General features: G+C 54.3%; 25 protein-coding genes. 9 read left to right on the top strand and 16 right to left on the bottom strand.

Annotated elements, in window-relative coordinates; translation table 11 throughout:
- Nucleotides 1–351: 351 nt before the first annotated feature.
- Entirely contained in the window at nt 352–1,848 is a 1,497-nt protein-coding gene (locus G6L97_RS27070) for a YadA-like family protein (protein ID WP_236776393.1), read from the top strand.
- Between the two features lie 43 nt (nt 1,849–1,891).
- Entirely contained in the window at nt 1,892–2,704 is an 813-nt protein-coding gene (locus G6L97_RS27065) for an invasion associated locus B family protein (protein ID WP_174004235.1), read from the top strand.
- A 41-nt stretch (nt 2,705–2,745) separates the two neighbouring features.
- Here the strand turns inward: G6L97_RS27065 and G6L97_RS27060 are convergent, their stop codons facing one another.
- The 6 genes from G6L97_RS27060 to G6L97_RS27035 all read right to left on the bottom strand — a co-directional run bounded on the left by G6L97_RS27060 (nt 2,746) and on the right by G6L97_RS27035 (nt 5,242).
- Nucleotides 2,746–3,273, bottom strand: coding sequence for a thermonuclease family protein (locus G6L97_RS27060; protein WP_174004233.1), 528 nt, complete (start codon nt 3,271–3,273; stop codon nt 2,746–2,748).
- A gap of 70 nt (nt 3,274–3,343) precedes the next feature.
- Complete coding sequence (locus tag G6L97_RS27055; RefSeq protein WP_174004231.1) at nt 3,344–3,577, bottom strand: hypothetical protein; 234 nt, start codon at nt 3,575–3,577, stop codon at nt 3,344–3,346.
- Nucleotides 3,578–3,611: 34 nt separating this feature from the next.
- Nucleotides 3,612–3,869, bottom strand: a complete 258-nt coding sequence (locus tag G6L97_RS27050; protein ID WP_174004229.1) for a hypothetical protein — start codon at nt 3,867–3,869, stop codon at nt 3,612–3,614.
- A 31-nt stretch (nt 3,870–3,900) separates the two neighbouring features.
- Nucleotides 3,901–4,233: a hypothetical protein gene (locus G6L97_RS27045; protein ID WP_174004227.1), complete on the bottom strand. Its 333-nt coding sequence runs from the start codon at nt 4,231–4,233 to the stop codon at nt 3,901–3,903.
- 67 nt (nt 4,234–4,300) lie between these two features.
- The gene (locus G6L97_RS27040) at nt 4,301–4,591 is read right to left on the bottom strand and encodes a hypothetical protein (protein WP_174004225.1); all 291 of its coding nucleotides are present in this window, start codon (nt 4,589–4,591) and stop codon (nt 4,301–4,303) included.
- Between the two features lie 384 nt (nt 4,592–4,975).
- Nucleotides 4,976–5,242 (bottom strand): hypothetical protein, encoded by a 267-nt coding sequence (locus G6L97_RS27035; RefSeq protein ID WP_174004223.1) that lies wholly within the window; start codon nt 5,240–5,242, stop codon nt 4,976–4,978.
- Nucleotides 5,243–5,374: 132 nt separating this feature from the next.
- Here G6L97_RS27035 and G6L97_RS27030 point away from each other — a divergent pair, with 132 nt between their 5' ends.
- Genes G6L97_RS27030 through G6L97_RS27015 form a run of 4 tightly spaced genes read left to right on the top strand, consistent with a single transcriptional unit; the run spans nt 5,375 to nt 7,070 of the window.
- Nucleotides 5,375–5,995 carry a recombinase family protein gene (locus G6L97_RS27030; RefSeq protein ID WP_174004221.1) on the top strand — a complete coding sequence of 207 codons (621 nt, stop codon included), beginning with the start codon at nt 5,375–5,377 and terminating at the stop codon, nt 5,993–5,995.
- Nucleotides 5,996–6,010: 15 nt separating this feature from the next.
- Nucleotides 6,011–6,304: a hypothetical protein gene (locus tag G6L97_RS27025; protein ID WP_025591869.1), complete on the top strand. Its 294-nt coding sequence runs from the start codon at nt 6,011–6,013 to the stop codon at nt 6,302–6,304.
- A 59-nt stretch (nt 6,305–6,363) separates the two neighbouring features.
- Nucleotides 6,364–6,594: a hypothetical protein gene (locus tag G6L97_RS27020; protein ID WP_174004219.1), complete on the top strand. Its 231-nt coding sequence runs from the start codon at nt 6,364–6,366 to the stop codon at nt 6,592–6,594.
- A 56-nt stretch (nt 6,595–6,650) separates the two neighbouring features.
- On the top strand, nt 6,651–7,070 hold the full coding sequence (locus tag G6L97_RS27015; RefSeq protein WP_174004217.1) for a DUF6884 domain-containing protein: 420 nt from the start codon (nt 6,651–6,653) through the stop codon (nt 7,068–7,070).
- Nucleotides 7,071–7,114: 44 nt separating this feature from the next.
- On the opposite strand, the gene G6L97_RS27010 is transcribed toward G6L97_RS27015, so the two are convergent.
- The 3 genes from G6L97_RS27010 to G6L97_RS27000 are packed head-to-tail and all read right to left on the bottom strand — an operon-like array spanning nt 7,115 to nt 9,308.
- Nucleotides 7,115–8,305 carry a DUF1173 family protein gene (locus G6L97_RS27010; RefSeq protein WP_174004215.1) on the bottom strand — a complete coding sequence of 397 codons (1,191 nt, stop codon included), beginning with the start codon at nt 8,303–8,305 and terminating at the stop codon, nt 7,115–7,117.
- Between the two features lie 11 nt (nt 8,306–8,316).
- Nucleotides 8,317–8,829, bottom strand: a complete 513-nt coding sequence (locus G6L97_RS27005; protein WP_112155534.1) for a hypothetical protein — start codon at nt 8,827–8,829, stop codon at nt 8,317–8,319.
- Nucleotides 8,830–8,831: 2 nt separating this feature from the next.
- Nucleotides 8,832–9,308, bottom strand: coding sequence for a hypothetical protein (locus tag G6L97_RS27000; protein WP_152530029.1), 477 nt, complete (start codon nt 9,306–9,308; stop codon nt 8,832–8,834).
- Between the two features lie 572 nt (nt 9,309–9,880).
- Here G6L97_RS27000 and G6L97_RS26995 point away from each other — a divergent pair.
- The gene (locus G6L97_RS26995; protein ID WP_174004213.1) at nt 9,881–10,336 is read left to right on the top strand and encodes a helix-turn-helix domain-containing protein; all 456 of its coding nucleotides are present in this window, start codon (nt 9,881–9,883) and stop codon (nt 10,334–10,336) included.
- A gap of 312 nt (nt 10,337–10,648) precedes the next feature.
- Here G6L97_RS26995 and G6L97_RS26990 read toward each other — a convergent pair whose 3' ends face one another.
- Nucleotides 10,649–10,975 (bottom strand): hypothetical protein, encoded by a 327-nt coding sequence (locus G6L97_RS26990; RefSeq protein WP_174004211.1) that lies wholly within the window; start codon nt 10,973–10,975, stop codon nt 10,649–10,651.
- A 152-nt stretch (nt 10,976–11,127) separates the two neighbouring features.
- On the opposite strand from G6L97_RS26990, the gene G6L97_RS26985 reads away from it, so the two are divergent.
- Both G6L97_RS26985 and G6L97_RS26980 read left to right on the top strand, forming a co-directional pair.
- A complete protein-coding gene (locus G6L97_RS26985) occupies nt 11,128–11,451 on the top strand; it encodes a hypothetical protein (protein ID WP_174004209.1) in 324 nt (107 codons plus the stop codon).
- A 55-nt stretch (nt 11,452–11,506) separates the two neighbouring features.
- Nucleotides 11,507–11,932 carry a hypothetical protein gene (locus tag G6L97_RS26980; RefSeq protein ID WP_112155538.1) on the top strand — a complete coding sequence of 142 codons (426 nt, stop codon included), beginning with the start codon at nt 11,507–11,509 and terminating at the stop codon, nt 11,930–11,932.
- Between the two features lie 14 nt (nt 11,933–11,946).
- Here G6L97_RS26980 and G6L97_RS26975 read toward each other — a convergent pair whose 3' ends face one another.
- The 6 genes from G6L97_RS26975 to G6L97_RS26950 are packed head-to-tail and all read right to left on the bottom strand — an operon-like array spanning nt 11,947 to nt 17,908.
- The gene (locus G6L97_RS26975) at nt 11,947–12,408 is read right to left on the bottom strand and encodes a hypothetical protein (protein WP_112155579.1); all 462 of its coding nucleotides are present in this window, start codon (nt 12,406–12,408) and stop codon (nt 11,947–11,949) included.
- Nucleotides 12,409–12,420: 12 nt separating this feature from the next.
- The gene (locus G6L97_RS26970) at nt 12,421–13,110 is read right to left on the bottom strand and encodes a thermonuclease family protein (RefSeq protein ID WP_174004207.1); all 690 of its coding nucleotides are present in this window, start codon (nt 13,108–13,110) and stop codon (nt 12,421–12,423) included.
- On the bottom strand, nt 13,107–13,649 hold the full coding sequence (locus tag G6L97_RS26965; protein WP_112155540.1) for a thermonuclease family protein: 543 nt from the start codon (nt 13,647–13,649) through the stop codon (nt 13,107–13,109). The genes G6L97_RS26970 and G6L97_RS26965 overlap by 4 nt, the downstream gene beginning before the upstream one ends.
- A gap of 7 nt (nt 13,650–13,656) precedes the next feature.
- On the bottom strand, nt 13,657–14,349 hold the full coding sequence (locus G6L97_RS26960) for a type IV secretion system protein (RefSeq protein ID WP_174004243.1): 693 nt from the start codon (nt 14,347–14,349) through the stop codon (nt 13,657–13,659).
- Between the two features lie 30 nt (nt 14,350–14,379).
- Nucleotides 14,380–15,489, bottom strand: coding sequence for a lytic transglycosylase domain-containing protein (locus G6L97_RS26955; RefSeq protein ID WP_236776392.1), 1,110 nt, complete (start codon nt 15,487–15,489; stop codon nt 14,380–14,382).
- On the bottom strand, nt 15,479–17,908 hold the full coding sequence (locus tag G6L97_RS26950) for a VirB4 family type IV secretion/conjugal transfer ATPase (RefSeq protein WP_174004241.1): 2,430 nt from the start codon (nt 17,906–17,908) through the stop codon (nt 15,479–15,481). The genes G6L97_RS26955 and G6L97_RS26950 overlap by 11 nt, the downstream gene beginning before the upstream one ends.

Below are 17,908 nucleotides of genomic sequence, written 5' to 3'. Positions count from 1 at the left end.
TGGTCGATTATGTGACGGTTATCGTCTCTTATATCGAACAAAAAAGATACTCAAATTGCAATTTATAAATTACCCTAAAGGGTATATTTTTGTGACAGTCATTTGCTCGAAATCGCATAATTTGCAAATTATAAGCGAAAAAGGGCGCACAAAGCATGATTCCGCATATTAAATGTGCCGTCGAAGAAAATTCAAGGTGTACTTTCATACGCATATTTAGTAATTCGTTGATTGTACTTTTTTCGTAATATCTGCAAAATTGCTGATGCTGCGAAGGGCGAACCGGGGCGCTCTAACGCCCCGGTCCACGTCCCGTCTTTAAGGTGTGCATCCTGGAAAGAGGAACGTTCCATGTCTTACACGTCGCGGCCACAAGCCGCACTTCCCCTAAACATCGCGAGGTTTAGAAAAACCAAGCTTGTGTTATCTGGCAGAAAAACTGCTTTGATTTCCTTAATCGCCTCTACGGCGATTTTTCCCGTCAGCTTATCGACGGCTCATGCGGCACCGCAGGTTGGTGGTTCTACGGGTTGCATAATCAAACCCAATGTGAGCGTGCCTGTGGGCACGTTCGACGGGAACAGCACGAGTAGCAGCCTCACGAAGTGCAACGCTGCAGGGGTGCAGAGTGGGTACTACGATATGAACAATTTCGTCACAGCCGGCGAAATCAACAACGCGTTCAATCAAATTCAGAACGAATATCAAAATTACGTAAATCAGCAGATTTCGAACAACAACAATGGGGCGAAGGACGCTGAGCAGGATGGGCGTCTAAACGGTCACGACCAGGCCATTACGAACATCAACAACAACATCACCAACATCAATAATACGATTGTAAATCAGCAAAACCAGTTGAACGATCATTCCACGCGGATCGACGGCGTGGAGCAAAAGAACATCGAGCAGGATGGCCGGTTGGATGGCGTCGAGCAGAAGAACACCGAGCAGGACGGTCGGCTTGATGGCGTCGAGCAGAAGAACGCCGAGCAGGACGGTCGGCTTGATGGCGTCGAGCAGAAAAACGCCGAGCAGGACGGTCGTTTGGACGGCCACGATCGCGACATTGCCGGGATCAAGGACACAGGCGTCTTTTATAACACCGACGCGAACGGCAACAAGAGCGGCGGCCTGACGTTGAACGACGGCACAGGAAATCCGGTACAGATCGGGAATGTCGCGGCCGGTAAAGCAGCGACAGACGCGGTGAACGTGGCTCAACTCGATTCAACCGTAGCTGCTCTCGGCGGGGGCGCAAAGATCAATGCCGATGGCACCGTACAGGCGCCGGTCTATGAGGTTGCGGGCCTCGCTTACAATAATGTCGGTGACGCACTCAAGGCGACCAATGAAGCCGCCGTCCAGTATGTGACGGACGGCAATGGCAAGCGGACAAATGACGTCGTTTTGACTGGCGACGGCACAGGCCCGGTACGGCTCCACAACGTAGCAGACGGCAAAGCAGATACCGACGCGGCGAACGTCCGTCAGGTTAAGCAGGTAGCGCAGGAATCGAAAAACTACACCGATCAGCGCTTCTCCGAATTGCAGTCGCAAAACACCGGCCAGTTTTCCGCGCTCAGCAACCAGATTGAGCGGAACCTTCAGGAAACGCGCGCCGGCATCGCATCCGCTATGGGCATGGCTGCACTACGGTTTGACAACAACCCCGGCAAGCTTTCCTTCGCCTCCGGCCTCGGCAGCTTCAAAGGTTCCACGTCGATGGTTGCCGGTGTTGGGTACACTACCGAAGACGGCGCCGTGAGGATTAACGCGTCCATGGGTTACAACTTCGGCGAAGAAGACCTGAGTTGGAATGCCGGCGCATCCTTCACCCTCAATTGATCTCCCGGGGGCTTTTCGCCCCCATAACTTTTTGGAGCAAAGAATGAAGCGAACATTGTTGACGGTTGCGATGCTCTCTATCGCCCGACTGGCGACGGCGGAAGAAGGAGCCGCCCCGGAGACAGCATCTCCCGAACAGCCGGCCGTGAACCGATATATGGTTAGGGCACCCATTGTTGATCCAGGTGAAACGATCGACATGGGCGATATTCTCACGGTCACGCGGGGTTTCGACGTGTGGAGCCTCGGGTGCAGCGTCAGGATTTCGTCCGGCCGACGCTCTTGCTCTATCGAGCAGGTTGTCATGGACAATGCGCAACCGATCGCCACCAGGTCTTCGGTAAGGTGGGGCGTTGGCTCCAGCGTCGCAAACAAGTCGCTCTTGTTTGTGCATGTCACGAGCAACTTCTTTTCGGAAGGTGGAATGCGCATGTCGTTCGCCGGAGTTGAAAAGACCATTCCGCAGCAGGAATGGTTTTGCTCAGACCAAGGATGCATCGTCGGCCTGCCGTTTGAAGGCATATTGCAGTCAGCGGTGCAGTCCTCTCAGGAGATCGGCTTTGCATACAAAGTGAAAGGACCGAATGGCGAGGCCATCGATGTTGATTTGCGCGGACATATGGGAGGCTTTGAGAAAGCACTTCAGATCGCCGCGACAAATCCTTTTGCTCCGGTGGAGCCGGAAAAGAAGGCGGCGCAGGAGAAGGTAGCCGATGCATCACCTGCGAAAGTCCCTGCTGTCGCTTCTCATAATAAATCCGTCGCAGCGGAACAGCAGGCGAAAAACATCCAGCCGACGCAACAGAAGCGTCGGCAACAGCCGGACAGGCCTCGGCCGAAATCAGAACTCTATTAAGAAAAGAGCCCGCTTCTAGCGGGCTTTTTTTCAGGCATGGCCTAACACCAAGGTTGCCGACGACCGGCCCAGGTTCTCGCTAACCCTTCGGACACCAGTACATCACCAATGCTACGCCCATTTCGGACCAGGACACGTAGCTTGCGGCCATATTTGTCTTCGTCACGACCTTGCCATGCTATAATTTCAAATGGGCCCGCATTGACGAGCTGTAGAAGGCGCGAAGTCGCTTTCGCACCCAATGTTGCTTCTGACTGGCACTTGGGAGTGGAAACCTCGGGAGTATCGATATCTGCGATCCGAATTTTTACACCCTCGTGCCAAAGCGTATCGCCGTCGACGACACAGTGCGTTCTCACTGATCCGGAGCAAAGCGTATAGGGCCGGAATCCGGACAGCTTTGCGCTTCCCGATGTCATATTCATTCGTTGTACATCAGATGAAGGGGAAGGAGCTTTTTTAGCGCCAAACGGCTGAGGAAGGTCGACTGTCTCAGCGTAGTAGCTGTAGCCAGCTCCGACCGAAAAAGCAGCAAGCATCGATAGCGCGACGATTTTTCCGAAAGACATGCCTTCTCCTTTTTGGGCGAAGATAGAGCACAATGGTTGCGTTGTTCGGAACGGCCCTGCGGTAATTTTATCAATCGGCGGCGAGGGCCAGATCGCCAGGATAGGGATTGGCAGGACCGAAACGGATTTCATCCTGTTCAAAGAAGCCCATATAGCCAAGGAGCCATGCATTGTGGATTTCAGAACGAGCGAGAAGCTTGCGAAGCAAGCGTGGCATCACCTTGCCGTCATAGCCGATCAAATACACTCGCAGGTAAATATGGTAGTTCGTCCAATCTCGAATTCGCTCCCCAACCTCAAACATTGTTTTGCTTTCGTTTTGCGTGCCGCACTGGCCGTTAGTTGGATTTTTCGATGCGGCGAAGCCATGCGTGATAGTGGCTGGCGCTTTCTGGCGTTATTTTTGCCAACGGAAACAACGCCGCCTGCTCATCGTCATCGAGGTATGACGCAAAAGCGATAGCCTGAATGGCTTCCTGCTCGCCAGCGAATATTCTGATGAAGCCCTCGAGAAATTTCCTGTCCACGCCCAGATCGAGCGCGCCTTCGTTGTACGCATCTCTTAGGAATTCCTTGATAACTTCGGCGTTGATCATGACTGGTCTCCGGGCGTTTGTTGGACTTGCCCTAACCAATAAGACTCCAGCCATCAGTAGACGGGCAAAGAACGAAATCCTTCCCAGTCGCCGTAGCATTAGAAAGTTCGGACTTCACCTGATCTAAAGGCCCTGCTGCGACCAGAGCAAGGGCGGATTGAATAGAGGGGGCAATTCTTTTTGGGATGATCAGCGTCATGCGGAGTGCACCCCACGATTTGTGGTTTGCTTCGTAGGAACCTAACCAATAATCGTACTCGGCTGGGCTCTCCCATAGGGTTCCGACGACCTCAAACACTTGGCCGTCGGTTCGCCTGTATGGACCAAAAGTCTCAACATGTTTTGGCATTTGGGAAAGCAGCATTTATGTCTCCTATTTTTTCCCACTTGGAGTTGTCGCTGGATGACACCCCACCCGGCAGTTTTTGGAATTAGAATGCAAGGCTAAAAAGATAAACGGCTGATAGACCCCCTCCGATAACCATGCCGTTTATGAGCGCGACGGAGTTGGCTTGATGAACTGCGTCACCCAGCGTTTCCCCCTTCAGAAAAAGGACCAACCGATTGATCGCTAGCAAGAAAGACAAAACCGTCCAAGCCACAGCAGTTCCAAACAACAGGCCTATGAGCGGCGCGTCGGGCCGGTAGTTCTGAATGAAGTGGTACAAAGCAGTTGGGAAGACACCCATGACCACGCCAAAGCCAGTAAGTAGAAATAGCATTTCGCCTCCTGGGCTTTTACAGATTCCGCGAGTCCGGACCACGATCAAAAATTTGCATACAAACAGCGGTATAAAATACCCCAATAAGTCGATGCCAGTATGGGGAATCCGGGAACAGGAACGTGTAGATAGCCATGGCCGCTATCGATACAGCACCGATGAATGCGAAGTGTTGAAGAATGTTGGACATTTGTTCCCGTCAATAAATGGGTGTTTTCTGGAATGTCAGCGCACGCCGATAGGCGTTGCATGAGACTTGATGATCCGGTTCATTTCGGCTCCGACTTCCGAGCGGCTTCCATAAAAGCGCGCGCGCACCCCATCGGGAAATTAATCTCCCACGGGCTGGCCGTGTCCGGCCGTGTAGCCTCGTACAGATCGCCATCAAGCGTTGTTTGAGAGACGGTTTCCGAAGTGGTCTTGGACATGATGGTTCTCCGGGAGTGTTGGAATGTCAGGGCGGCCTTCAATGCGGCGATAAAGCTCGGCACGGGCGGCGGCAAATGCGCCGTCGCCCAGGTGGGAGAACTGCCGCCAAAAGGCAAACCGCTCTGCGTGGGTTTGCCCGATCCCGGCGAGACGCTCCACCTCACCAATCGTGGTGCATTCGCGCGCCGCTTCGGGCTTCAAAACAGTTTTCTGCTTTCTCATGATCACATCCCTGGCATCGCCTTTTTACATTCCAAAAACCTATTCCAATTATGCGGTCCCGTCAAACAACATTCCAACAAATAATTCCAAAATTATTCTTTTCTATGCCAATTTTCGTGCTATTGAAATGAAATGTCAGAAGCCGCACCTATTAAATATGGCTACGCCCGCGTCTTGACCGACGATCAAAAGCTAGATCTTCAGATGGACGCGCTATTGCGTGCTGGCGTCGCACGCGAGCGTATTTTTACTGACGAAGCTGGCGGCGCGCGAGTGGCGGGCAGACCCGGTCTCAAGTCGGCGCTTAAAGCGCTGCACCCGGGTTCAATGCTGATCGTCTGGAAGATCGACCGGTTAGGTCGAAATCTGTCTGAATTAATCCAGACCGCCGATTTAGTGCGTCAGAAAGGCGCCGAACTGGTGTCTCTGACTGAGAGCATCGATACGTCGAACGCTTTCGGCAAGGCGATGTACCACATGATAGGCTTATTTGCTCAGCTTGAGCGCGACATGATCGTGGAGCGCACCAAGGCTGGTGTCGCAGCTGCTCGTGAGCGCGGCAATCTTCCTGGCCGTCGTTCACCTTTGACGACCGAGAAGCGTTCAGAAATTGTGAGGCACATGCTCAGCGGCTTGTCTTTCGAGCAAATAGCTCCTTTGGTCGGCGTGAGTAAGTCAACTCTCTATAACCACGCGGATGATCTGCGGGCTGAGATGGCAGCGACCGAAGCAAATGAGCTGAGTTCCAAATAAGGCGCGAAAGGAGCGATGATGGATGTAGCAACGCACGAGGCAGTGGTTGAAAAATTGATCCGCGAAAAGATGGCAGTCGAGGCCGACCTGCGCGATGCGCGGCAGCGCGCTGATCGGATGAGTGCTTTTCTCGATCAGATTGGGCTAAACGGCAGCATGATCGGCAATGGCTTTCCTTGGGAACACCACGTGGCGCAGCTCGTAGCGATAAAGATTGATGAGAGCCGCACAATGAGCGACCTTCCCGCAGGATCGCGGACGGATATTCTCTTTGCAGCCCGCAGTATTCAACGCCAAACGGCCGAATAACTAGCCGGGAGATGCAGTTCCAGAAAAGGCGCACTTAAACGCAGAAGGCAGACTGGCAGATGGCGATCGAAGTATATGGTTGCGAATATGAAGAAAGTGACGAAACCCCCGTGGCCAGACTACATGCGAAGGCCCGCTATGGAATGAGTGAGGTTCTGATCCCCCTTGATGCCGTTTACGTGGCCGGGGATGCACCCATTGAAGAAATGCGCGCTTCAGCGGATGCGTGCAGGAGATTGGCTGAAGCTCTTCTTGAATGCGCTGCGAGCGTAGAAGCCGATTCCAACTAGGCACCCTCGCTGGAAGATTTAGGCGCGCGACCCGATCTAAATGGAGGAGCCGCGAAATGGTTTCATTGCACCTAGTGGCCTGCGTTAAAGAAAAGGCTTCACAACCGATGCCAGCCGCCGATCTGTATCGATCTGTCTGGTTCAGGAAAGCGCGGGCCTTTGTTGAGCGGCGCCAAGCACCATGGCTGGTGCTTTCGGCATTGCATGGAATTATCGATCCGGACGATATCATAGCACCCTACGACCAAACGCTGATAACCATGCGAGCATACGAGCGACGAGCTTGGGGCACTCGCGTTGTCGAGCAGCTCATCGAGCGCGGTTATGACGACGGCGCGCCAATCGTTATTTTGGCCGGTGCTCGTTATCGGGATCCTATATCTGGATGGATTGGCGATCGCGCGATTGTGCCGATGCAAGGCCTCGCGATCGGCCAACAACTCGCATGGCTCACAAGGGCCGCTGCGCACGTATAAAAGGGCCGGATGTTACCGGCCCTTTTATACCCGAATTCCCAAGGTTATGCCTTTTCGGGAATTTGCGGCCAGTGCCCATCTTCTGCGTCCCATAGCCAGGTTGCCATACCAGTTTCTTTCTCCATCTCGCCCAGGACTTGACCGTAAGCCTCACCCGCGTCCTCCGGCTGAATATACATAGCGCAAACCGGAGTCGTATCGGTCAAAAGAGCGCTTGCGATCGGCCGCTCTTTAACATTGAACCGAAGCGTTTTCGTGAAGCTTCGTTTGTCGGCCGTCAGATGGTCAATAAGCTGCAGTTCCGAGAAACTTTCGACCGGAATCCAGTTTTCGTTGACGAGCATGATGCTGACCTCGGCAAGTTGGGCGGAAGCGGCTCTGTTCAGCCCAGCCGTTGCGATCATGACAAGCTTCAGTTGCTCATGCGCTTCCGCGAAATCGAGTTCGAGCGCAAAGCGTTTACGGACAGATTTTTCCATCTTTTCATCCATGAAGATGGGAAAACTCGGCGCGTGTTTGATTACGAGCTTTGATCCAAAGCGCGACGGCTCGATGTTCTTCAACTCACCGACATAGATCAGCATTTCGGTCTTGTTCGCACTGGTTGGCATGTAGGGTTGCAACTGCTTCATGCGCCTGCCATCGATCTCCTGCGCGCGTTCCCGATAGTATGGCTCAGGGACATAAAGCCGCTCTACGAGCGCGGCTTTTTTCGTTTCCTTGGCGCTGGCTGCTTCGATCAATCTGGCCTGCACCATCGGCCAGTTCCGCCGACCGGCAAAACGCGGGCTCCATTTGTTCAGGTCAGCCTCATGCCAAAGGTAATGGAGCAGGCCGAGCAGGGTGAGCTTGTTGGTTTCCGCCTTGACGGTATCCGACTTCGATTCCGACGCCTGCGCCGGCGCGCTGCGCCCGACTTTGGTCAAGCTGAAGTCGAGCTTCAGCACCGTATGGCCGTCATCCTTTTGCTGGATCGCTCGGCCCATCACGTCGCCAAGACCGGAAAGGCTTGGTGGAGGGTCGAAGTGCTCACAGCCATGATGGTGTGTGAGGCCGGTTCCCGGCATGCGCTTAATGAAATACTTGTCACCCAAGCGCGCGATATACATTTCAGGCGCCGGGGCCAGGCAGAGACAAGCCGGCCGAAAGCGGCTTTCGTGCGCAGCGGAAAGCTCGTTATCAAAAGCGGTGTCATCATCAGCAAGGACGCGGGACGGGAACTTGTAGGAAGGCATTAGGGGTCCTGTTAAGGCGTGAGTTCAAATGGGGGAGGGTTGGTCGATGTGGCTTGCAGGCGAGTTTGCCCTGCGAGCTGTCGGGCCTTGGCGCGTTCGATGATCGCGGTCATATCGAATGCTTTTAAGCCCGGTCCATTATAGACCCATGGTGGGTTATCGAGATCCAGACGGCCGACATTGAAAGAATGCAGCATGTCGAGGAGATAGCCCGGCGTTTTTGGATAGGGGCTTGTGTTCCACAAATGGAGAAGCCTCGGACGAAGGTTATCGCCATAGGAAAAGAGCCGCTTGCGGGCCTCACGCCACTTTGCAGCACGATCGTCGCGATATTGTTGCTGCCACTGGTCCCATTTGATGGCACGCTTCTCCATTATGGTGTCAGCGTCAGACTGCCCCTCTGCAATGATCACTGTAAAAAGGGGCAGTTTCTCTCGTTCTTTTCGCTGCTTTCTGGCGAGCGCTGCGCGCTTGCGTGAAGTGTCCTGAAATGGTCCGTGGCGTTGAGCTTTGACGAACTTCATGCTCAGGCCTCCCCCTCAACAACGCTTGGAACAGAGCGGACGAAGCGAAGCTGAAACCCTTTAAACGCCCCCTGTATAATCGCATGCAGGGGGGTAACTTCATCGCTATCGGCATAGACGGGATCGACAACAACCTTGAAGCAAGTGAAGCGCTGCGCGACCTCATAGATGGTTAGCGCTGGGGCGTTGTCGAAGCGCGCAACGTCGTTGCGCATTACCAATAGCTTTCCCCCAAAAGGGGGCAATCGCTCACCATGAGCGGAGAATGATGTCATTCCACGGACGAGGCCTTGAACGTCGAAAACGATGCTGTGGCGTTCGTCGAATCGTGTGGCGTCAAGTTTATTTGCTCCGAGTAACGGCGAAAACCGCTCCAGTCCATCGCCTTCAGGCAAAGGTACAGTGCGGAACAGGCTTGTTTCTGGATCGAGTAGGTACGCATATGAACGCATAAAAATCCCTTTCTTCAATACCCGCAAGGCGGCCTCGTGCCCGAGAGGGCAGGAGCATGGCTCCTGCACCTTCGGACTGGCGATCCAGCGTTGGGGTGGGGGGCAAGGATCGGCGCGGGGAACCGGCTGCACGAAGGGAACGCAGCGCCAGCGGAGGGACCGCAGGAAGCTGGGCGGACGATCCTTGCTGGGGGAGGGGAAGCGGCGCTAGCCCTCCCCCTTCTGAAAAAAGACATCCGCATTCCAAGACTTTCGGTTCCAGTAGAAATCTGCCGCTTTGTCGGAAACGGCTCCGAGCAGCGAACGCGAGGACCGCTATGCTGATTGCAATAAACTCTATTTTGTCTTTCCATTTTGACAAGACAAAAAGAAACTATTTATGCACATTAGGAAGTGTCTATTTTCCGATGTTTCGCGAAATGATCGTTACCCGCATGGGCGAAAACCGCGCTATATAGCGGGTTTCGTGCGCAGCATAGAGCATTGGTCACGCAGTGACGCGCCAAAATAAGTTTCCAAAAAGGTTGTTGACGATACAAAATTAGAATACTCTCTTGGTATCACATCTCCAGACGCAACACCCTTAATGAGACAACTGCATGGACATTCTGACCGATCCGACGAACGAACACGATATGAGCGAGCGGCGGCACGACAATTCGGCTGAGCCGGAAACTTCAGGCGTCGCAGGTGAGATAACCTGGCCTAACGATCAGGTCGACTTAGAGAAGAAAATCGGGCTGGCACTGCGGTCGTTGCGAGAAAAGCGCAATCTCTATCGACGCGAAATCAGCGATCGGCTTGGCCTGCACGAGAATGTCTATGGTCGAATTGAAACAGGAAAGGCCCGGCTGACAGTGAGCCGGTTGATAGCGGTTTGTTCGATATTGGAAGCGAACCCCATGGAGGTTATTTTCGAGGCCGCGCCACAGCTCTTTGGGCAAGATCCTGCAACCGCTCAGCTACTAAATTCCGTAATGTCACATCTTGTTGATATGGAGGAAAAATCTTTGGTCACAATCTTGCCAGTCGTCCGTCATTTTAACCCTGAATAGGAGAAAGCGGCCTGATTTGACCGCACTTGGCCTCGAATTTGACAAAGGCGACAAGCCAAAGCCTGAATTAGAAACCACCAAATTTAGTAATATTGCGATTTTCGAATAAACCTGTCTGAAACGCCCGCGTTCTATGAACATAGGAAGACACAACTACCCCGAGATTTTGAGGGGCTCAGTTGTGTTTTGCGGATGTCGCCGGGAAACCGGCTTCTTCAGCACCAAAACATAGACATCATGTCTACTGTCTCCTGACAGTTCTCGCGTACCCAAGCGCGAGTTAGGCTTTGCGAGCCATGTTCCCGACAATGGTCATGTCAGGATGTTTCGAGCTCCCTGCGCATTTGCCGTCTCTTGCGGAGCCGGCGACGCGTGTTCGATCGCCAGCATGACCGGAGCTACCGAGCGACAGAAGGCAGGACTACGGGCATAAAAACCAGATCCGAAATAGACGGATCTGATCATGAGAATGACGATCGTCATTCCCATTGTTGCTGTTAGAGGGAAGAAAGAGCTCTGCCCTCTCTCCCCCGCAATAGTCCAAAAATCGGTTTCCCCGTCCTTCCTCACTGCCGCTCTGGCGAAGCCAAAACGGAGTTCGTGCAGGATCATCGCCGCGCTGCGCGCAGCGATGACCACTCGGAACGTCCTCGGGCGGGTGATCCCCCTCCGTTTTTGGCTATTGCCCCCCACTCTCCCGGTCCTCGCCGGACGGGCAGGAGGGCAGGTGGACCTGCCCTCTGCTTCCGACTGGTGAGGATCGGGGAAGGTGCCGATTTAGGAGAGGTTGCATGAGTGAAAGCATAAGAGTGATTGAAGAGCCTAAACTGGCAGACGTAATCCGGATTCATATGGATATGCAGCGCCAAGCGGCCGAGGCCGCGATGTCGTGGCGAGTGATAGCAAGCGACCACGTCGGCGGAGATGCCAGCGAGCATCGCCTGAAGCATCTGCTTCACAGGGAAACGGAAGCGCAGGAGGCCGTCTTGCGTTATCAGCCGGCGAGTGACGAAGAGAGCATCGCAAAGCTGCTTTACCTGTCCGCGTTGATCGTTGGACAGCGCAGAGCGCTAGAAAAGTCGTGTATCGAAATGCTCGATGGCACGCGCCACTAAAGTAAGGAGCCCGCAGTTACGCGGGCTCCGTTTTTGTCATGATGTAGGAGAAATAATGACAGTATCGGACTTTATTCTGGGTATCGTAGGATCTGCGCTGTCAGCGCCATTGGTGTACTATGGAAAGAAAACGCTGGATGCACTTCCGCGTGGCAAGGCTGGCTCGGATGATTTGCCGGCACGACGCGCGCAAGCTAGAAAGCTGCTCAACGGAAGGTCGATCAGCGAGTTTCGCCAACAGTTCGTTGTGGCGGCGTCCATACTCGGTACGATGACACTCTGCATTGTATTCCTGTTGCTTACGTTGTCGAAGATTGCTCTGTTTTGGAGCTCGCCGGCGATTGCTCAAATCTACCAGTTCCTCGCCTTTCTGATTGGCGCATTTGGCTTCTGGCTCGCCTGCATGACATTGGGGAGAATCGCTCAGGTTTACGAGACAGCGCATGAGCTGCTCGAAAAAAAGAAGGGCGCTAAAACCTAGCGCCCTTTCGAATGTCAGTAGGTCAGATTGAACCAGTGACGTTGCGACTGATTTTCGGAATTTGGTATGTCAAAGAAATAAGGGTCTTTCTTCACCGGCCGGGCGATAATCTCGCCGGTGTCGCAAAGGCGATTATCCCCGTATCCTTGGCACTTGTCGGGTTTTTTGCAGAGCTCACCGTTGCGATCCAAATCCTTGTACGGCAGATACCCGACTGGGCAATCCTCGTAGGGCTCATAGCCGGGCTTTCCGGTTCCGGCTTGTGGGCAGATTGGCCATGTGAAACCGGGTAACTTCATTGCGGCGATGAGTTTCGTCATCGGCGGAATACAATAAGGAACGCCCTTCCATGAAGGGTTGGAAGACGCTGCGCACAGCAGGATCTCGCAGCCCCAAGGTGCGTCTTGCGCCGCGACCGGCGGCGATGACAGCGCTAGAGACGAAATTGCCAAGACATATCCGAGAGAGAGTTTCATCATATTTCCCTTTCAACGGTCGGTGCGATGTGGCTTGTTGTGCGCATCTGCGAATGGCGGGGAGATTTCGCTTTGCCGCGTTGCCAAGAGATTGAAGTCAGCGATCGGTTGACGCTCGAGCGTTCTATCCACGGCCCGCCGGCGCCACTCATTCATGTCGAGGACGTATGTGGCCCACATGCCATAGCGCGCCGCCATAGCGCTGGTCTGATACTGAAGATACTGGCTGTTGCGCGGAAAAGGATCTGAGACCCTTGCCCAGCCGACGCGAAGCATTTCGAGGGCTAGATCGCCGCCTCGTCCGGAGACGCAATATGCTTCCGGTGTGCCGTCAGAACCCATAGTCACGATTTCGCAAGTGACGCTCTTGCCGCCGATCGAACGCTTGAGCCAAGCCTTTGCCAATGGCCCACATGGTACAGGTGGCGGAGCTTTGATTTTGTCGCGGTTCTGCCAGTCCGGATTGAGCGCCCATTGTGGAAGTTCGCATGCATCAACATCCGCAAGGCGCACTTTCTGTGCGTATTGTGGGTACCACAGAGTGCGGCCGTCCATTACTGAGACATGCCCACTGATGCGCGAGATAGCGCTGTTCCGGTCTGCTGCGGGCAACGGCGTGTTTTTGACCAGGTCGGCTGCGATCGCGGCGGAGCTGGTGATTGTTATGAAGGTAATAAGGCTGGCTATGGAGAACCGTTTCATCGGGTCGCCTCCTTTGCTTGAGCGTTGACACGGGAGGACAGCCAGATGGAAGGGTGGGTGACATCGCTGAACTGCCAGAGGCCGGCATTGCGCGCTCGCGCGTCCTGTTCGGCTACGGAATAAGCGGGAAAGACCGGAAGGCCACTCGCATCGAGAGCAGCGAAGGCGAACCCTTGGCTGACCATTATTGTTCCGAGATCCAGCCTATCGCCCGCCACCGTGGCATAACAAACTACGTAGGTGAGGTCGGACGTTTTTGCGGTCGGAGCGCATACCGGCTGCGTGTCCTTTATATAGGCAGCAAACATGCTAAGCGAGGCCTCGCCGCAATCGCGCTTCTGCCCCTGCCGATCAGTGTACGAGGTTCCGCGAATGCAAGATTGAACGCCGTAGAGGCGATACCTCGTCGACCCGTCGCTCCAGGTTTCGCCGGTTTCGAGAGTGACGCCAGGTTTGAGGTCGAAGTAACCGGGTGGGGCGGAATGCGCTTCGGCCGCCATGATAATTGAAAGTGCCGCGATTGCGAAAGGGAGTTTCATACAGGGCTCACTTCTGGATCTGGAGTATTTTGTTTGTGTTCGACATGTCCGTGACCTGCTTCTGTGTCTGCACCTGAAGCGACTGGACGGCGCCGTTCATGACACCCACGAGCTCATTCATCGTCAGGCCCGACTGCACCTGAAGCTGAGTGTTCTGGTCGATTGATCCCTTGATGTCTTGGGCTTGGCCGATCTGCTGGCCCGCTTGCTCAAAGGCGGAGCGCCTCTGGGTGACCGCCTGCTGCGAACCATTCACCAGCGCAGAAACAGCCATTACCGTATTGACCATTTGCTCGTAGGATTTGTCGCCAGAGAATTCGCTGTTGGTTTTGCCACTGAGGCTTTTCACAAGCTTCAGGCCGTTGATGAGCGTGGACGCGATTTTTGATATGTCGCCACTCAGCCCGCCGAAACTCGGAACACCACCTGACATGATGCTGTCGATCGACGGCACGGACGAAACGCTGAAGCCATTGCCGATCGCAAGGCTCTGCATTTGCCCAGCTTCGCTTCCGCGGTTGCCAGTCACAGCCTTGAGAGTTTCATCGGCGGTCTTCAGGATTTCCTTGTTGGTGTCGAGAATCTTGTCGGTGGTCTGCGACGTTTCCTGGGCAATCTGATAGTTTTTTTGATCTATAACGGGAACCCCTTGGGCGAATGCGACGCCGGCGGAAAGGCTGGCCATCAGGGCAATGGGCATTGTTTGACGAAACTGCATCGTCCAATTCCTTTATTCGGGGTTGAGATTGAGGTTGATCTGATTGGGGTCTTCTCGCTTGGCGACGCAGGCCTTTTCCTCGTCGCTCCACTGCAAATTTTCGCGGGGATCGCACACTCCGGTTTGTTCTGCCGGCTTGTCGTCTTCCTTCGTCTTGGCGGCGGAAGATTGCGATGATCCGGAGGCCGCCCCGAGCGAAACGGCGTTGCGGCTGTTTAAAAGCTCAGACAGGCTGTTGCCGAGTTCGATCGCCTTATTGATCATTTCGAGGTTCGCATTGCGCGCACCTGAATTCAGGTCCCAGCTGTCCTGAATGGTGCCAGTTTCCATTTGCCCCAGCTGTTGGAACCAGGAAGAAACATTTGCCGAGCTATCCGACACGCCCTTTGACACTGCCATAGAATTGATCGTGGCGGAGCGCATGCCGGTGAAGCTCTCACCGCTTCCGCCGTAGTTGAGCGGAATTTTGTTGCCGCCGAGCGAGGGCAACCATTTTTGGGTTATGTTATGAACATAGCCCTGCGTCTCCTTGAACGGCGGAATGCCGCCGTACTTGTTCACATTGCCAGGGCCTGCATTATAAGCCGCAAGGGCTTTATTGACGTCACCATTGTAGGTCTGCAGCTGCTTTCGCAGATAGCGAGCGCCGCCGCGGAGGTTATCTTCAATGTCGTGTGGGTTTACGCCAAGATCTTTGGCAGTCCCTGGCATGAGTTGGGACAGCCCCATGGCGCCGACCTGAGAACGGGCACATGGGTTGAAACGGCTCTCCTGATAGACCAGCGCCATGAAGAGGTTTTCATCAACGCCCTCCTGCTTGGCAACGCGCTTTACGAGGCCTGCAATTTCAGGGTTTGCATTTGCCGCTGCGTTCGGATCGCCGCCTTTGGCAGGGCGGTACATGGAACAAGTGACGCTTTTGTTCATCGCAAAACGGCTCTTGTCCGTTTCCTCGATCTTGTCCGTCGTCTCGTTCCTCTTGGAGCGCTCCCGCTCGATCGCTGCGTCGGTGGTAGGCACCTGAGCAAGCGCGGTCGATGCGGCAAACAAGATTCCTACCGACCCAAGGCGGGCAAGGGCGGGGAGCCTACGAGCCGATCTGTTTGCGAGACTAGCGCGCATTATCGACCTCCCATCCGCAAAATACTGGCAGCCAAACGGCCGGATCGTCGCCCAGCTCTTGGCGCAATCGGGTGCATTCATCGACGTTTGTTTTGGTGCCGGACAGGACCTTAATCATGTCGGGCATTCCGCCGAGATCGAGGCGCGCAATCACGGAGTCATTGCCGTGTTTAATCAGGAAGGCGCGTTTTTCTGCCGGTGTATTCTTGATGAAATCGAACTCTTTAACCGTCAGGTTCAAGCGCTTGATGTAGCTGTCTTCGTCGGCGTGGGGGTTCGGAAAGTGAATATGTGTGGCGGTTTGTTCGATTAGCGCGTGAGCCGCGGATGCCTTGACGATATCGGCGGCCGATTGGGTACCGAAACCGACGATGCCGTTGAGCTTGCGGATAGTTTTCAGCTTGTTGACGATGAAGGCGCTGAAGGTCTCGTCCTGAAGAAGATGCCAACCTTCATCCATGAAATACATGACCGGATCGCCGGTTAGCAATTCGTCCAGGCGATGGTAGATGTACATTAGCGTCGGGATACGGAGTTCGTCATTGACGAGAATACTGGTCATGTCAAATCCGAACACACGCGTATCCCCGAAAGAGAGGCCGTCTCGTTCCGCATTGAACAACCAGTCCTTGTCGCCATCGTACCAAGGGCGTAAGCGGGCCGCCAAATCATTGGCGTCTGCGCGCGCTTGCCCCATCAATAGACGCGATAGATGGAAGAGGTTCCTTTCTTCAGGAGGTTCCTTCATGAGGCGTCCTAAAGCGCGTTCAAGCCGGTCCTCGTCCTCCTGGGTGAAGGGCGCATTTTCCTTCGTGAGCATGACCTTGAGCAAACGGGAGAGGAATTCTCGGTTTTGGCCGGTATCCTCCAGTTGCAAAGGATTAAAGCCCGTCGGTTTTCCGGCTTCCAATATTTCGTAAGTTCCGCCCATCGCACGGACAAAGATTTCCGCGCCACGGTCCTTGTCGAAAAACACAGCTTTTGGAGCCGGATTGACCCGAAGGGCTTGGGCAAGCAGGAAGGCCAGGGAAACGGTCTTCCCCGACCCACTCGGACCGGTAACGAGGAAGTGGCCGAGATCGCGAGCAGCACCATTTCCATGGAAATTGAAAATGTACGGTGTCTTGGATGTCGTCTCTAAAAGGGTAATTGGCACCTTCCAGTGCAAATCATCTGCGCTGCCGGCAGCAAAATTATGCATTGAAGAGAGGCCCGCATAATTTGCGCTCGATAGCATTGCGGTGCGGGCAATATAGCTGTGGTTGCCCGGAAGCTGGGCCCAAAACGCCGCCTCAAGGTTCAGATCCTCTCGCAGCCATGTCATGTTCATATTTGTGAGGCACGTGCCTAGATCCGAGATGACACGACCAAGCTTTTCCAAGTCGCGAGATATACACAGCAGTGACAGGTGGTGGACCCCGAAGACAGCCTCTTGGCTCATGAGGCTGTTCAGTGCGAAATCGATATCCTGCTCGACGGTGCTGCCACGTTCATCTGATGCAGAAATCTGACGCTTAAGCCTCGAAATGCGCTCTTGTGCGATCGGCTTGTCTGAGACGGTGAAGGACTGCGAGAGAATAAACTCGTGCGGCATCTGAAGGAGCTCGTCGAGCATTCCGGGAGCCGTGAAGGGAGGATATTCTTTTAGCGAAATCATAGCGCCGAAACGGCTATCTTCGTCTGTCGCGGCCTGCACATGCATGGTTCGCTTGCCGAAGTTAAGTCGAGATACGCCGACGTATTCGCGAATTGCCATTCGTGGCAGTTGCATCGGCTTCGGCACGCCGCATGATAGGATCGTCTGGAAAAATTCGCAGGGCTCGGAGAATGGTTGGTTGTCACGATAGGTGATGCCAAGAGACCTAGCGCCATAAGGTTTTAGATCCGCCGTAAGGTTTGCGACCATTTCTTCGAATTCAGCGATCTCTTCTCGCTGCTCTCGGGCGCTGACTTCAGAGCCTCCCGCTTTGGAAATCAGCTTTCGGACTTTGTCGGAAATGCCAAGTGCGCCCCTCAGATCGGCTCGAATTACCGTAAGGTATTGGACGTTGTGAAACATTCGCTCTCGCGCCAGGCGCTCCATGTAACGTGCGTTGAGCTTTTCGCAAAACGCGTTATCGAAGCTGCCGCCGATCTTGGGTTCTATTTGACGTCTGATGACGGTGGACCAGAGCGAATAGCGGCTCGAACCAAGGCCGCGTATCATGGTGTTTCGCGCCTCAGAACGGGCGTTCAGACGGGTCTGGTCTTCTGTCTGAAAAAAGAGACCGTCGAGCTTGATCACACTCGCAAGCGCGCCATTCTGAAGGCGGATGACTTTTTCGGATACATGACGAGTGTATGGGATATGAGACGACATAGGCCGCTCGTTATGAGCGACCTTGCCGAATCCTAGTTCTTCTCTGATAGCTTTGTGCAG

It is taken from the genome of Agrobacterium tumefaciens (assembly GCF_013318015.2).
Classification (GTDB): domain Bacteria; phylum Pseudomonadota; class Alphaproteobacteria; order Rhizobiales; family Rhizobiaceae; genus Agrobacterium; species Agrobacterium tumefaciens.
This window is presented reverse-complemented; position numbering and strand designations above follow the sequence as displayed.

Coding starts and splice junctions, on each gene's coding strand:
- G6L97_RS27060 (WP_174004233.1), bottom strand. CDS start 3,273: ATGTCTTTCGGAAAAATCGTCGCGCTATCGATGCTTGCTGCTTTTTCG.
- G6L97_RS26985 (WP_174004209.1), top strand. CDS start 11,128: ATGAGTGAAAGCATAAGAGTGATTGAAGAGCCTAAACTGGCAGACGTA.
- G6L97_RS27050 (WP_174004229.1), bottom strand. CDS start 3,869: ATGATCAACGCCGAAGTTATCAAGGAATTCCTAAGAGATGCGTACAAC.
- G6L97_RS27015 (WP_174004217.1), top strand. CDS start 6,651: ATGGTTTCATTGCACCTAGTGGCCTGCGTTAAAGAAAAGGCTTCACAA.
- G6L97_RS26975 (WP_112155579.1), bottom strand. CDS start 12,408: ATGAAACTCTCTCTCGGATATGTCTTGGCAATTTCGTCTCTAGCGCTG.
- G6L97_RS26970 (WP_174004207.1), bottom strand. CDS start 13,110: ATGAAACGGTTCTCCATAGCCAGCCTTATTACCTTCATAACAATCACC.
- G6L97_RS27005 (WP_112155534.1), bottom strand. CDS start 8,829: ATGAAGTTCGTCAAAGCTCAACGCCACGGACCATTTCAGGACACTTCA.
- G6L97_RS26980 (WP_112155538.1), top strand. CDS start 11,507: ATGACAGTATCGGACTTTATTCTGGGTATCGTAGGATCTGCGCTGTCA.
- G6L97_RS27010 (WP_174004215.1), bottom strand. CDS start 8,305: ATGCCTTCCTACAAGTTCCCGTCCCGCGTCCTTGCTGATGATGACACC.
- G6L97_RS27035 (WP_174004223.1), bottom strand. CDS start 5,242: ATGAGAAAGCAGAAAACTGTTTTGAAGCCCGAAGCGGCGCGCGAATGC.
- G6L97_RS26955 (WP_236776392.1), bottom strand. CDS start 15,489: ATGCGCGCTAGTCTCGCAAACAGATCGGCTCGTAGGCTCCCCGCCCTT.
- G6L97_RS27045 (WP_174004227.1), bottom strand. CDS start 4,233: ATGCTGCTTTCCCAAATGCCAAAACATGTTGAGACTTTTGGTCCATAC.
- G6L97_RS26995 (WP_174004213.1), top strand. CDS start 9,881: ATGGACATTCTGACCGATCCGACGAACGAACACGATATGAGCGAGCGG.
- G6L97_RS27065 (WP_174004235.1), top strand. CDS start 1,892: ATGAAGCGAACATTGTTGACGGTTGCGATGCTCTCTATCGCCCGACTG.
- G6L97_RS26965 (WP_112155540.1), bottom strand. CDS start 13,649: ATGAAACTCCCTTTCGCAATCGCGGCACTTTCAATTATCATGGCGGCC.
- G6L97_RS27070 (WP_236776393.1), top strand. CDS start 352: ATGTCTTACACGTCGCGGCCACAAGCCGCACTTCCCCTAAACATCGCG.
- G6L97_RS27055 (WP_174004231.1), bottom strand. CDS start 3,577: ATGTTTGAGGTTGGGGAGCGAATTCGAGATTGGACGAACTACCATATT.
- G6L97_RS27025 (WP_025591869.1), top strand. CDS start 6,011: ATGATGGATGTAGCAACGCACGAGGCAGTGGTTGAAAAATTGATCCGC.
- G6L97_RS27020 (WP_174004219.1), top strand. CDS start 6,364: ATGGCGATCGAAGTATATGGTTGCGAATATGAAGAAAGTGACGAAACC.
- G6L97_RS27030 (WP_174004221.1), top strand. CDS start 5,375: ATGTCAGAAGCCGCACCTATTAAATATGGCTACGCCCGCGTCTTGACC.
- G6L97_RS26960 (WP_174004243.1), bottom strand. CDS start 14,349: ATGCCCATTGCCCTGATGGCCAGCCTTTCCGCCGGCGTCGCATTCGCC.
- G6L97_RS27040 (WP_174004225.1), bottom strand. CDS start 4,591: ATGCTATTTCTACTTACTGGCTTTGGCGTGGTCATGGGTGTCTTCCCA.